The 12,720-nt window shown below is 63.9% G+C and carries 11 protein-coding genes; 9 read left to right on the top strand and 2 right to left on the bottom strand.

From position 1 onward, the window contains the following. Nucleotides 1-13 precede the first annotated feature (13 nt). The 7 genes from I6L45_RS16190 to I6L45_RS16160 all read left to right on the top strand — a co-directional run bounded on the left by I6L45_RS16190 (nucleotide 14) and on the right by I6L45_RS16160 (nucleotide 8,944). Nucleotides 14-1,471 carry a VWA domain-containing protein gene (locus I6L45_RS16190; protein WP_216982624.1) on the top strand — a complete coding sequence of 486 codons (1,458 nt, stop codon included), beginning with the start codon at nucleotides 14-16 and terminating at the stop codon, nucleotides 1,469-1,471. A 50-nt stretch (nucleotides 1,472-1,521) separates the two neighbouring features. After that, on the top strand, nucleotides 1,522-3,039 hold the full coding sequence (locus tag I6L45_RS16185; RefSeq protein ID WP_254204395.1) for a hypothetical protein: 1,518 nt from the start codon (nucleotides 1,522-1,524) through the stop codon (nucleotides 3,037-3,039). Nucleotides 3,040-3,078: 39 nt separating this feature from the next. After that, nucleotides 3,079-3,669 (top strand): sigma-70 family RNA polymerase sigma factor, encoded by a 591-nt coding sequence (locus I6L45_RS16180; RefSeq protein WP_216982623.1) that lies wholly within the window; start codon nucleotides 3,079-3,081, stop codon nucleotides 3,667-3,669. Beyond that, nucleotides 3,662-4,405 (top strand): DUF3379 domain-containing protein, encoded by a 744-nt coding sequence (locus tag I6L45_RS16175; protein WP_216982622.1) that lies wholly within the window; start codon nucleotides 3,662-3,664, stop codon nucleotides 4,403-4,405. The genes I6L45_RS16180 and I6L45_RS16175 overlap by 8 nt, the downstream gene beginning before the upstream one ends. A 410-nt stretch (nucleotides 4,406-4,815) precedes the next feature. Beyond that, nucleotides 4,816-6,087, top strand: coding sequence for an outer membrane protein transport protein (locus tag I6L45_RS16170; protein WP_216982621.1), 1,272 nt, complete (start codon nucleotides 4,816-4,818; stop codon nucleotides 6,085-6,087). Between the two features lie 251 nt (nucleotides 6,088-6,338). Continuing rightward, nucleotides 6,339-7,595 carry an outer membrane protein transport protein gene (locus tag I6L45_RS16165; RefSeq protein ID WP_216982620.1) on the top strand — a complete coding sequence of 419 codons (1,257 nt, stop codon included), beginning with the start codon at nucleotides 6,339-6,341 and terminating at the stop codon, nucleotides 7,593-7,595. Between the two features lie 116 nt (nucleotides 7,596-7,711). Then, nucleotides 7,712-8,944, top strand: coding sequence for an EAL and HDOD domain-containing protein (locus tag I6L45_RS16160; protein WP_210548648.1), 1,233 nt, complete (start codon nucleotides 7,712-7,714; stop codon nucleotides 8,942-8,944). A 59-nt stretch (nucleotides 8,945-9,003) separates the two neighbouring features. On the opposite strand, the gene I6L45_RS16155 is transcribed toward I6L45_RS16160, so the two are convergent. Further along, entirely contained in the window at nucleotides 9,004-10,167 is a 1,164-nt protein-coding gene (locus I6L45_RS16155) for an acetyl-CoA C-acyltransferase (protein ID WP_043760706.1), read from the bottom strand. 132 nt (nucleotides 10,168-10,299) lie between these two features. On the opposite strand from I6L45_RS16155, the gene I6L45_RS16150 reads away from it, so the two are divergent. Further along, nucleotides 10,300-10,698: a MerR family DNA-binding transcriptional regulator gene (locus tag I6L45_RS16150; RefSeq protein WP_043760708.1), complete on the top strand. Its 399-nt coding sequence runs from the start codon at nucleotides 10,300-10,302 to the stop codon at nucleotides 10,696-10,698. 82 nt (nucleotides 10,699-10,780) lie between these two features. On the opposite strand, the gene I6L45_RS16145 is transcribed toward I6L45_RS16150, so the two are convergent. After that, nucleotides 10,781-12,025 carry a dicarboxylate/amino acid:cation symporter gene (locus I6L45_RS16145; protein ID WP_210548645.1) on the bottom strand — a complete coding sequence of 415 codons (1,245 nt, stop codon included), beginning with the start codon at nucleotides 12,023-12,025 and terminating at the stop codon, nucleotides 10,781-10,783. A gap of 268 nt (nucleotides 12,026-12,293) precedes the next feature. Between I6L45_RS16145 and I6L45_RS16140 the strand changes: the two genes are divergently transcribed. After that, a complete protein-coding gene (locus I6L45_RS16140; protein WP_167576694.1) occupies nucleotides 12,294-12,578 on the top strand; it encodes a pyrimidine/purine nucleoside phosphorylase in 285 nt (94 codons plus the stop codon). Nucleotides 12,579-12,720 lie beyond the last annotated feature (142 nt).

Raw genomic sequence — 12,720 nt, 5'->3', positions numbered from 1 at the left:
AAGGAGCTTCTTCATGGAGCTGATCCTGCTGCGCCCGCTCTGGCTGCTGGCCCTGATCCCCTGGCTGTGGCAGGGATGGCGGCGCCGTCACCAGCCCGGACTGCTCTCCCCCGCCATGCAGGCCTATCTGCTGCCGTCCCGGCACCGGGCCATTCCCTGGCTCTGGCTCGCCTGCCTGCCGGTGATCCTGGCCCTCGCGGGCCCCGCCCTGCGCCAACAGAGCCTCCCCATCCAGAGCCCGGCGCTCGATCTCTGGCTGCTGGATCTTTCGGACTCCATGCTGGCAGAGGATCTGCCCCCCGACAGGGCGACCCGGGTCCGGCTGCTGCTTCAGGAGATGCTGGCCAGGGAGGATGCGCGGCCATCGCCCCATCCCCTCGGCCTCATCCTGTTTGCCGGGGATGCCTATCTCGCCATGCCGCCGACCCGGGATCATCAGGCCATTGTCCTGCTGCTGCCGGACCTGCGCCCGGCCATCATGCCCGTTCAGGGCAGTGCACCGGAGCGCGCCGTGGCCCTGGCCCTTGCGCAGATCCCATCAGGCCAGCCCGCACGCCTGCTGCTCGTCACCGACGGCCTGTCCCAAGCCCAGCGAGATCGCATCGCCGCCCTCTGGCCCTGTCTTGACACCCTCTTCTGCCCCCAAGGGGCCTCGCCCCGCCTCGACATCCTGCTGGTCAACGCCGGCAAGGAGGCCAGGCTGCCCCCCGTGCCCGCCGAACGCAGGTCACTCGGTCGCGCCCTGAGCCGTCCCCTGCCCGCCCCCGACGAAGGGGCCATGGCGCGCCTCGCGGCCAGCACGGGGGGCAGGCTCCAGTGGCTGCAAAACGGCGTGCCCCGCTTTGCCCCGCTGCCCCTGGGCCAGACGCCGACCCAGGGCCAGTCCCGGGATCTCGGCCCCTGGCTGCTGCTCCCCCTGCTGCCTCTGGCGCTCTTGGCCCGCATCGGTGCGCACTGGCTGCTGCTCATCGTGGTGAGCCTGCCTCCGTTCCCCCTGTTGGCAGCCTCCGTCTCTTGGCAGGATCGGCAGGGTTGGAGCCCCTTCCAGCAGGGGCACTATGAGGAAGCGGCCCGCACCTTCCAGGATCCCGTCTGGCAGGGCAATGCCTGGTATCGGGCCGGCGACCATGCCAGGGCCGTCGCCGCCTATGGCCGGGCCGACAGCGCCACCGCCCATTACAACCGGGGCAATGCCCTGGTCTGGCTCGGGGATCTCGACGCGGCCGAGCAGGCCTATCTGGCCGCCCTCAAGCGCGAGCCCGGCCACCAGGACGCCCTGTACAACCTGGCGCTGCTGCGGGCCAGACCACCCGAGGAGGCCCCCTCGCCGCCAGCCCCGGGGACGCGTCCCGAGCCAGCCGATGCCTCGGAAGAGCCCCGTCCCCCGGCGCCACCCGTGCTGCTGCTGGAGCAGCGCCTGCGCAAGGAGGCCCAGCGCCGCCCCCTGATCAAGGTGGAGGAGCCCTGGTGATCACGAGCATCCCCTCACGCCTGAGGTGCGCTGGCACGGGCCTGTCGCAACTGTGCTGGCTGCTGCTGATCCCCCTGCTCGCCTTCCCGGCGCTGGCCGCGCCCCCACGGGCCGAGCTGCTGCCGGGGGCGAGCGAGCGCGACTGGCTGCTCATCATCGAGGCCGACGGGGTGCTGCACGATGACGCGCTCGACCTCCAGCCTCTGCTGAGCCAGTTTGCGGTGGGGCGGGTCAGCATTAGCCGCGCCAGCACCCAGATCAGCGACCTGACCCGCTGGCAGATCCCCCTGCACCTGCTGGACACCAGCCCGAGCCGGGTGCCGCCCCTCGCCCTCGGGGCCGGGCTTACCCCAGAACTGGCCGTGCCGACGGGCACCCAGACGGGCTCGGCGGCCACCCTGGTGCCTCGGCAGGATCGGATCTTCTCTCCCGTCGAGCTCCAGGCCCAGGTACTGCATCAGGGCCCGCTCTACCCGGGTAAGCCCTTCATCTATCAGCTGACCCTGTGGCTGCCGGCCAACCTGGACACCCCCAACCTCGGCGAGCCCATCGCGCCCCCCTTCACCATTCGCCGCCTCGGCGACGATCGCTGGGAGTCCCCTGCGAGCCCCGGCCTGCCGGGGCGTCTCACGCGAAAATGGCTGCTGCAGGCCAAAGCGCCCGGGCTCCATCCCGTCGAATCCCCCCGCTTTCAGGGGCGGTTGCCGCATCAGGACGAGGCTGGTGCGACCGCGCCGGGGAAGGCGGGAGATCTGCTGTCCGCCAGAGCGGCGACCCTCTTTATCAAGGTGGACAAGGCCCCCCTGGAGCCGGTGGCGAGCAGTCTGGTGCTGCGCCAGCACTTCAGCCCGGCGAGGGCCAGAGTCGGTGAGCCGGTGATCCGCACCCTCACCCTGGTGATGGAAGGGGGGGATGGCAACCGCCTGCCTCCCCTGCCGGCACCGCCCCTGCCCGCCGGCCTCTCCATGAAGCCGGACGGCGAGCAGCAGCAGGAGCGTTTCGTGGCCGAGGGAGCGCTGCGCGTCGAGCGCCAATGGCGCCAGGCCCTGACGGCCGGGGCGGCGGGCCGTTATGAGTTGCCGGCCCAGAGCCTGCGCTGGTTCAGCACCCAAAGCGGGCGCATCGAAGAGGTGCGGCTGCCGGCCCACACCCTGGTATTCGAAGAGGGGGCGAGCGAGGAGGTAGACGCTGGGCCGGGCTCCTCCCCGGACAGCCTCCACTGGGTGGGATGGGCACTCCTGCTGCGCGCCTTGTGGCGGCGCGGGCCACGCTGGCTCGCCTTCTATCGCCTGCAGCGTGCCCTTGCCGCCCGTGCGCCGGACGCGGCCAGACAAGCCCTGCTGGCCTGGGCATCGCTGCGCTGGGGTGCCCCCTGCCAGCACCTTGCCAGCCTGCCCTGCCATCGGGATCCCGTCATGGGCCCCCTGCTCGATGCGCTGGATCGGGCCTGTTTCGGCCCGCCCGGGGGAGACATGCCTCACTGGCAGGCCCTCGCCCGGGGGCTGTGCGCCCGGGAAACTTTTGCGATAGCCTATGGTCTTGGCACGCTGGCGTGGCGACGCTTCTGATGCCTGCCACGAGCCACTCATGAACAAGGACACCCCTTCATGGCGTTAGGTTTTTTTAGAAAAAAAAATGCGGGAACGGGAAAGGATCCCTCGACTAGTCCGGTCTATCAGGAGATGGCAGACAAACAAATCAAATACGAGGCCCTGGTGCACGCCCTGCACGGGGACATCTACCGCTATGCCTACTGGCTGTGCCGGGATCCGCAAGTGGCCGAAGACCTGGTGCAGGAGACCTTCCTGCGCGCCTGGAAGGCGATCGACACCCTGCAAGACGACAAGGCAGCCAAAGCGTGGCTCATCACCATCTTGCGGCGGGAGAATGCCCGGCGCTTCGAGCGCAAGCAGTTCGACCTCATCGATCTCGACGAGCATCCCCAGAGCGATCCGGGCGCGCTGCACAACGAGCAGGAGATGGAACACGAGTGGCTGAGGCGCCACATCGCCCGCCTGCCCGCCGAATATCAGGAGCCCCTGCTGTTGCAGGTGCTGGGGGGATTCAGCGGTGAGGAGATCGCCGAACAACTCGGCCTGAACAAGAACACCGTCATGACGCGGCTGTTTCGGGCCCGCAACCAGATAAAAGAGGCCATGGAGTCTGCGGCTCAACAGAGAGGACACACCAATGGATGAGCTTGAATTTCGCCGCCGGGCCATCACCCATCCTTCGGACAAGGACCCCGCCTTCCTCGAGGCGGCAGAGATGTCTCCTGCCAATCGCAAGCACCTGGAGGAGATGAAGCAGCTGGATCGCACGCTGCGCCGCACCCTGGAGGTGGAGGTGCCGACCGGACTGGCCGAGCGGATCCTGCTCAGGCAGGCGATGGAGGCAAATGACGAGGTGGTAATTCCCCTTCCTCCCCCGGCCCCGCGCACCGGCTGGCGATCTGTCGCCATCGCGGCCTCGGTCGCCTTCCTGCTCGGCATGGGAACCCGCTGGATAAGCTGGCCCCCGGCCGTGGAGCCCCTCTCCCTGGCCCAGATCGCCATGGCCCACGTCTACGGGGAGGAACCCTTCATCCACAATGTGGACGAGAAGGTGAGCCTGCAGACCATCAACGCCAAGATGGAGAAATATGGCGCCACCCTGACGGACATGCCGGGCATGAAGGTCACCTATGTCAATCACTGTGCCTTCTATCAGGGGCCGGCACTGCACATGGTGATCCAGGGCAAGATGGGGCCGGTCACCCTGTTCCTGGTGCCCAAGCATCTGCCACTGGCGATCCAGCCCGATTTCGCCGATGGCCGGCTCAAGGGGGAGATATTGCCGCTCAAAGGAGCCAACATGGTGCTCATCGGCGACATGCAGGAGTCACTCGCCCCGGTCGCCCGCCAGCTGGAGTCCCGCCTGCAGTGGTCCATTTAACAGACCTTAACCCCGGCTGACCCGGTCCGGCCGTTCGCCATGCCACAGGCAGACACCTTAGTTGTCTGCCTGTTCATCTCAAAATCCCCGCACGTTCCTGCTCATTGCCCACTCGAACTCACATTTCTGCCAATTTTTTTGAATGACACAAACGAAACCTTTTGTATCTTATTTATCCAATAATGGATAAAACAGACCAATAAAGCGGCTGATTAAAACAAATGATTAACATAATGGAAACTTTTATGTATTCTGCTGTCACTGGTCTGATTTCTTACCTCCTACCAGATCCATAGAATCACGCCAGAAATGTATGGGAAGAAGCTGACATAACAACGGATCTTGTCGTCTACAGGGGCCAAAGAGCCCGGATGTCGACAAAAAATCTGCTTACAAAACGAGAGAACACTATGACGACTGCCTTTTTCAAGAAAAGCCTGATCGCTGCGGCCGTGACCCTGGCCAGCACCCAGACCTTCGCCGCCGCGTTCCAGCTGAACGAGCACTCGGCCTCCGGTCTGGGCCGTGCCTATGCAGGTGAAGCCGCCATCGCCGACAACGCGGCCGTGCTGTCCCGCAACCCCGCCGCCATGACCACCTTCGACAAGATGGCAGTGTCCGTGTCCGGTACCTATATCAAGCCCGACGTGGATGTGTCTGGCGACATCTATGCCGGCTCCAACAAGCTGACCCCGGCCAGCGAGAGCAACATCGCGCCCGATGCCTTCGTGCCAGCCAGCTACTTCATCCAGCCCCTGAACGATCAGTGGGCATGGGGGATCGGTCTCTTCTCCAACTACGGTCTCTCCACCGAGTACACCAAGACCTTCGCGGCCGGTGCCGGTGCCGGTGATACCGAGCTGCTGACCCTGAACATCAACCCCAACATCGCCTACCGCGTCAACTCCAACTTCAGCGTGGGCGCCGGCATCAACGCCGTCTACGCCGAGGCCGAGCTGAACCGCTATGCGGGTGCCCTGGCTGCCGCCATCCCGGGCGCCAACGCCGATACCCGCCTGGCACATTTGAAGGGCGATACCTGGGGCTTTGGCTGGAACGTCGGCACCCTGTATGAATTCAACGAGAACAACCGCCTCGCCCTGACCTACCGCTCCCAGGTAGACTTGAGCTTTGACGGCGACTTCCAGGGTGCCACCTCCGGCAACCGTGTCGTCGACGGCAACCTGAAGCTGGATCTGCCCGCCCAGGCCGAGTTTGCCGGTTACCACCGCCTGAACCAGCAGTTCGCGGTGCACTACTCCGTCAACTGGACCGACTGGAGCGCCTTCCAGGAGCTCAAGGCCACCAGCAACGCCTGCGCCAACGGTGTCTGCCTGCAGAAAGACGAGAAGTTCAAGGATTCCGCCCGTTACTCCCTGGGTGGCACCTGGTACGTCAACCCGTCCTGGGAAGCCCGCATCGGCTTCGCCTACGACAACAGCCCGATCGAGCCGGAATACCGCAGCCTGAGCATCCCCGACTCCGACCGTATCTGGTACAGCGCCGGCGCGACCTACCACATCAACCCGGACATGAGCGTCGATTTCGGCATGGCCTATCTGGACGGCAAGGAAGTGGACGTGAACGAAGGCCTGCGCAGCCACAGCGATGCGCTGCGCTGGAAAGGCACCTCCCACGGCAACGCCCTGCTGGCTTCCGCCCAGTTCAACATGAAATTCTGATTTTCATGTCATCGAAAAGAGCGCCCCCGGGCGCTCTTTTTTTATCCTGACGACCCTTCTCAGCGCACACTTGTAGCAAACAAGTGTACTCTTTTCGTTTTTTATCAACCTGTTACAGACATACCTTTCAGCATTTAATCCCGTTTTTCCCGCCCAGACCCCGCCCCGGTTGCCTTACTGGTCGTACCATATAAAATCCCGCCCCCAACCGAATAACAGAATGAGCACCCAGTTCATCCCGAGGAAAAACCATGCATTCGACCATCAAACCTTCCCTCATCGCCCTGGCGCTGCTCTCTGGCCACGCCCAGGGGGCCGGCTTCCAGCTGGCGGAGCAATCCGCCACCGGCCTTGGGCGCGCCTTCGCAGGCGAAGCAGCCATCGCCGACAATGCCAGCGTACTAGCCCGCAACGCCGCCGCCATGACCCGCTTCGAGCGCACCGCCTTCTCCGGTGGCGTCATCCATATCCGGCCCGACGTCAACATCGAAGGCTCGACCCGGGTGCCCACCGCCCTGGGGCCGGTGGCGCTCGACGCCAGCGCCCACGACATCGCCGGCAATGCCTGGGTGCCCAACGCCTACCTCGTCCTCCCGCTGAATGAGCAGTGGTGGCTGGGCCTGTCGGCGACCTCCTACTATGGCCTCGGCGTCCAGATGCCGGACAACTACAACGCCGGCCACTTCGGCAACGTCTCCGACATCAAGACGGTGGATCTCGGGGCTTCCCTTGCGTATCGCGTCAACCAGCACTGGTCCGTGGGCGGCGGGCTCGGCGCCATCCACGGCGAGGGGGAAGTGGGGGGCACCTTCCCCTCCAACAACAAGATCGCCAAGCACCTCAAGGGGGATGGCTGGGCCCTTGGCTGGCACCTGGGTACCCTGCTGACCCTCTCGGAGGCGACCCGCATCGGCCTCTCCTATCGCCACGACGTGAACCTGCCCCTCTCCGGCGACGCCGTCGGCACCGACCTGCAGGGACGCACCTTCACCGACACCGGCAGTCTGGATCTGCCCCTCCCCGCCACCGCCGAGCTGGCCCTGTTCCATCAGCTGACCCCGGCCCTGGCGCTGCATTCGAGCATCAACTGGACCAACTGGAGCAAGTTCGTGCAACTGGAATCCGGGCTCGATCACCACGGCACCATGCACATCAAGGACGAGCACTGGCAGGACAGCTGGCGCTACGCCGTCGGCCTGACCTATCGGCTGTCCCCCCAATGGCAACTGCGCTCAGGGATGGCCTACGATCGCAGCCCGGTGCCCGCCGATCGCCGTACCATCTCCATTCCGGATTCCGACCGGATCTGGTACAGCGCCGGCGTGGGCTACCAGATCGATCGCAACCTATCCCTGGATCTGGGTCTCACCATGATCGACGGCAAGCAGGTCGAGGTGAACGAGACCATGCAGCTCAAGCCCGGCATACCGCAGACCACCTCCACCTTCCGCGGCACTTCTGAAGGGGATGCCTGGCTCGCCGGCCTGCAGCTCAACTACCTCTTCTGATCCAGGGCTCTGCGCCACGGCACTCTGCCAGTTGTTGACCGCCTCGACCCGCTCGACACTGGCATAGTGATCCGCTTCACCATAGAATCAGACCTGCCCTCATGGTGGAGAGATGCATGTATTCCTATGTAGCCAGGCAGCCCATTCTGGATCGGGACTTGAAAACCCAAGCCTATGAACTGCTGTTTCGCGACAGCCTGGACAACGTCTTTCCACCCATCTCCGCACAGCAGGCCACCTCCCGACTGGTGGCCGAACAATTCGTGCAGCAGAACATCGATCAACTGCTGGGGGATCACCCCTGCTTCATCAATTTCCCCTACTCCCTGCTGCTGGACGGCCTGGCCGAGTGCCTGCCCCGGGACAAGGTCGTCATCGAGATCCTGGAGGACGTCGACCCCGATGACGCCCTGCTGGCCAAGGTGATCCAGCTCTACGAGCTGGGCTATCGCCTGGCGCTGGACGACTTCACCCTGGTCTATGCCTGGGAGCGGTTTCTGCCCTATATCCACATCATCAAGTTCGACTTACGCAGCACCTCCATCTCCAGCATCGAACGCTTCATGGCGAGTCACCGCCACCTGCCCCTCACCTATCTCGCCGAGAAGGTGGAGGACGAGGCCGAGTTCGAGCGGATGAAGCAGCTCGGGGTCCAGCTGTTCCAGGGCTTCTTCTTCAGCCATCCCCAGATCGTGCAGCAGGCCGCCATGCCGCCGGCCCAGCTGGTGGTGATGCAGCTGCTCAAGGTGGTCAACCAGGCCGAGCCGGATCTGGACAAGATAGAGTTGCTGCTCAACCAGGATCTCTCCCTCTCGTTCAAGCTGTTGCGCTACATCAACCACCTCAAGGGTTTTCCCCAGCCCATCGCCTCGTTTCGCCAGGCCGCGAGCGCGCTGGGTCATGTTCAGCTCAAGCGCCTGGTGGCCCTCATCGCCGCCACCAGCGCCGGCCACGACAAGAGCGCCGAGCTCCATCAGATGTCCCTCGTCCGGGCCCGGTTCTGCGAGCTGCTGGCCCAGACCCATGCCCCGGCCCAGCAGGCACAGCAGGCCTTTACCACCGGGCTCTTCTCCCTTCTGGACGTCTTGATGGGACAACCCCTGGAGCAGCTGCTCGGCTCCCTCCCCCTGACAGACGAGGTGCGCACCGCCCTGCTGGAGCGCAAGGGAAACCTCGGGTTCTACCTCACCTTTTGCGAGGCTTACGAGCAGGCCGACTGGCAGCGGATCGCCGCCAATACCGCCCGCCTGGGGCTCAACGAGGAGAAGGTCAGCCACCTCTATCTGGCCGCGACCACCTGGGTCAACCAGCAGCTTGAGGCCATGGAGGGCGAGTCAGCCCCCCCATAAAAGAAAAGCCCCTCCAGGAGGGGCGTTCATGCTGGTTGCGCGGACACCGGGCCCGTGCGTCAATCCACCTCGATGGCCATGGCCGTCGCCTCGCCACCCCCGATGCACAGGCTTGCCACCCCCCGTTTCAGTCCACGGGTCCGCAGGGCGTGAGTCAGGGTCACCAGGATGCGGGCGCCGCTGGCCCCGAGGGGATGGCCCAGCGCGCAGGCGCCGCCATTCACGTTCAGCTTCTGATGGGGGATCTGGCACCCCGCCATGGCCAGCATGCTCACCATGGCGAAGGCCTCGTTCACTTCGAACAGGTCCACCTCCTCCACCGACCAGCCCACCCGGGCCAGCAACTTCTCGATGGCACCGACGGGGGCACTGGTAAATGCCGCCGGCAGGGCGGCATGGCTCTGGTAGCCCACCACCCTGGCCAGCACCGGCGCCCCCAGACGCCTGGCCGTGTCGGCCCGCATCAGCACCAGGGCCGCCGCCCCGTCCGAGATGGAGCTGGCATTGGCTGCGGTGATGGTACCTGTCTTGCTGAAGGCCGGCTTGAGGGTGGGTATCTTGTCGGGCCTCGCCTTCCCCGGTTGTTCATCCTCCGCCAGCAGCAGGGTCTGCGCCGCCATCACCGGGGTCAGCTCGGCCCCGAAGGCGCCGCTCTGCTGAGCCGCCAGGGCCCGCTCCAGGGAGGCGATGGCGAAGGCATCCATGTCGGCACGGGTCAGTCCGGCCTTATCGGCACTCAGCTGGGCATAGTGACCCATCAGGTGCCCCTCGTAGGCATCCTGCAAACCGTCCAGGAACATGTGATCCAGCACGGTCGAATGGCCCATGCGAAAACCGCTGCGCGCCTTGTCCAGCAGATAGGGGGCGCGGCTCATGCTCTCCATGCCCCCCGCCACCACCACCTCGACCTCCTCCAGGCGCAGGGCATCCGCCGCCAGCATGACTGCCTTCATGCCGGAGCCGCACACCTTGTTGAGGGTGGTACAGGGCACGCTGTCCGGCAGGCCGGCCTTGAGCGCCGCCTGACGGGCCGGCGCTTGCCCGACCCCGGCGCTGAGCACGTTGCCCAGATAGACCTCATCGACCCGCTCCCCGCCGATGCCCGCCGCCGCCAAGGCGGCGCGAATGGCACAGGCGCCGAGCTCGGGTGCACTCTGGGAACTCAGGGCCCCCTGGAACGCCCCCATGGGGGTACGTTTGGCCGCCACAATCACGATATCCATCGATAGCACTCTCCTTGTTACATTGGGATAACATATGCCGCCGCCGCCACCGGAACAAGACTTGCGGGGAAGTTGACGTTTGGGTAAGGTGCCAGCCTGCATTGACAACCAGATGACAGCCAAGATAGCCCTATGACCAAATCCAAGGATGACACCCGTACCTTCAGCATCAGCGAGCTGGCCCGTGAGTTCGATGTGACCACCCGCAGCATCCGTTTCTATGAGGATCAGGGGCTACTGAACCCGACCCGCCAGGGGCAGACCCGGATCTACAGCCGTCAGGACAGGGTACGTCTCAAGCTGACCCTGCGCGGCAAGCGCCTGGGATTCAGCCTCGCGGAGATCCGCGAGCTGTTCGATCTCTATGACGCGGACAAGAGCAGCCGCTCCCAGTTGCAGACCATGCTGGGACTGGTGGCCGACAAGCGGGAGGCGCTGCAACAGCAGCTGGAAGACATCCAGATAGTGCTGCTGGAGCTGGAGGCAGCCGAGCAACGTTGCCAGCAGGCCCTGACCCAGCTCGCTCCCTGAATCGCGAGCGGCCGGGAAGCGTACAAAAAGAGAGAGGGAGGCGTGATGCCTCCCTCTTCTATTGGTGACGGAAGACCCGGTCTCAGGCCTCCTTGCTCCAGCGGTCCGGATCGTAATCCGGGCTGTAGCGGTCGACGATGATGGCACAGGCCGCATCACCGGTGATGTTCAGCGCGGTACGGATCATGTCGAACAGACGATCCAGCGCGAACAAGAGCGGCAGACCCTCGATGGGGATACCGGCAGCCAGCAGCACGGCGACCACCAGGAAGCTCGGACCCGGTACACCCGCCTGACCGATGGCACCCAGGGTGGAGGTGACGATGATCGCCGCCCAGGCACCCATGGAGAGATCGATGTTGTAGACCTGGGCGAAGAAGATGGCGACCAGACCGTAATAGATGGCATTGCCGCTCATGTTGATGGTGGCGCCCAGCGGCAGCACGAAGGAAGCGGTGGCGTTGGTCACCTTCAGATCATGCTCGCAGGTCTCCATGTTGACCGGCAGGGTCGCCATGGAAGAGGCGGTGGAGAAGGCCACGATCTGCGGCTTCTTCATCGCGGAGAAGTACTTGCGTACCGGCGTGTTGGAGAAGAAGGCAACCAGCAGCGGGTAGACCACGAAGCCGAAGATGAGGATGGCGGCGACATAGACCACGAACAGCTTGAGCACCAGGGTCAGCACGTCGAAGCCGTAGGTACCGATGGCGTCGGCCATCAGACCGAAGACCCCGATGGGAGCAATCAGCATCACCTTGTTGATCATCCAGACGAAGGCATCCACCAGGGTATTGAGCCCATCCACCAGCGGCTTGGCGCGCTCGCGGGGCTGCTTGGCCAGGGCGATCCCGAGGAACATGCAGAATACCAGGATCTGCAGGATGTTCGCCTCGTTCAGGGCGCTGAACACGTTGGTCGGGATCATGCCTAGCAGGGTGGCCACCGCATCGGGCAGTTCGCCCTTGTCGGCGTAGTCACCGGAGAACATGGCGGCGGTAGCGCCGAAGTCGACGCCGACGCCGGGCTTGAAGATCTGTCCCATCACCAGGGCCAGGAACACCGCCAGGGCGGAGGTAATGAGGAAGAAGGCGAGCGTGGTGACGCCTATCTTGCCTGCAGCCGGGCTGGCCCCCAGGTTGGCGGCACCGGACAGGATGGCAACCGCCACCAGCGGGATCACCAGCATCTTGATCAACTGGATAAACAGGGTGCCGAACGGCGCAAACACCGTGGCCTGCTCACCCATGAGCGCACCGGCCAGCGCACCCAGCACCATGGCAACCACAACCTGGAAGCCGATGTTTTTGATTAATCCTTTCGTTAACACAGAATGTTCCTTTATTTAGCAATTACTCACACTTTTGCAGCGTAAATGACCACCCAGAGCGTCAAATCCTCTCCATTGCTCTGGCGGTGCGCTTTATCTCATATTTGCTTCCCGTTTTACATCAGAATCCGTTACGGAATTGCATTGATAACTTTATGAGAAAGTAAAGATTCAAAGGAGACACGGCCATTTTTCCTCCTTTCACCATGACAAGATCCGAAACTCTGTGCTACGTTGGCTCTGCAAACGTGCATACAGGGAAGAAAAGATGCTGAAAGTTAACGAGTATTTTGACGGAAATGTTAAATCCATCGGTTTCGAGCAAAAAGGCGACAAAGCCACGGTCGGCGTGATGGAAGCGGGCGAATACCTGTTCAACACCGCCGCTCCGGAGCGCATGACGGTGATCAAGGGTGCCCTCACCATCCAGCTGGCCGATGAAGACGAGTGGCATACCTACCACCAGGGCGAATCCTTCGACGTGGCCGGTCACTCCTCCTTCAAGCTGGAAGTGAAGGTGGCCACCGCCTATCTGTGCGAGTTCCTCGACTGATAGCCCCCCGCCATGGGATCCCTGACCGGCTCCCATGGCGTTTCTCTCCCGCCCCTTGCCCCCATTTCCCCACCATCATCACACGCCACTACTTATCCTCTTTTCATCGACTACAAAAAATTTACAATGTTTAGACGAAATC

The organism is Aeromonas sp. FDAARGOS 1415 (assembly GCF_019048365.1).
GTDB classification, from domain to species: Bacteria; Pseudomonadota; Gammaproteobacteria; order Enterobacterales; family Aeromonadaceae; genus Aeromonas; species Aeromonas taiwanensis.
This window is presented reverse-complemented; position numbering and strand designations above follow the sequence as displayed.

Coding starts and splice junctions, on each gene's coding strand:
- I6L45_RS16190 (WP_216982624.1), top strand. CDS start 14: ATGGAGCTGATCCTGCTGCGCCCGCTCTGGCTGCTGGCCCTGATCCCC.
- I6L45_RS16180 (WP_216982623.1), top strand. CDS start 3,079: ATGGCGTTAGGTTTTTTTAGAAAAAAAAATGCGGGAACGGGAAAGGAT.
- I6L45_RS16175 (WP_216982622.1), top strand. CDS start 3,662: ATGGATGAGCTTGAATTTCGCCGCCGGGCCATCACCCATCCTTCGGAC.
- I6L45_RS16170 (WP_216982621.1), top strand. CDS start 4,816: ATGACGACTGCCTTTTTCAAGAAAAGCCTGATCGCTGCGGCCGTGACC.
- I6L45_RS16165 (WP_216982620.1), top strand. CDS start 6,339: ATGCATTCGACCATCAAACCTTCCCTCATCGCCCTGGCGCTGCTCTCT.
- I6L45_RS16160 (WP_210548648.1), top strand. CDS start 7,712: ATGTATTCCTATGTAGCCAGGCAGCCCATTCTGGATCGGGACTTGAAA.
- I6L45_RS16155 (WP_043760706.1), bottom strand. CDS start 10,167: ATGGATATCGTGATTGTGGCGGCCAAACGTACCCCCATGGGGGCGTTC.
- I6L45_RS16150 (WP_043760708.1), top strand. CDS start 10,300: ATGACCAAATCCAAGGATGACACCCGTACCTTCAGCATCAGCGAGCTG.
- I6L45_RS16140 (WP_167576694.1), top strand. CDS start 12,294: ATGCTGAAAGTTAACGAGTATTTTGACGGAAATGTTAAATCCATCGGT.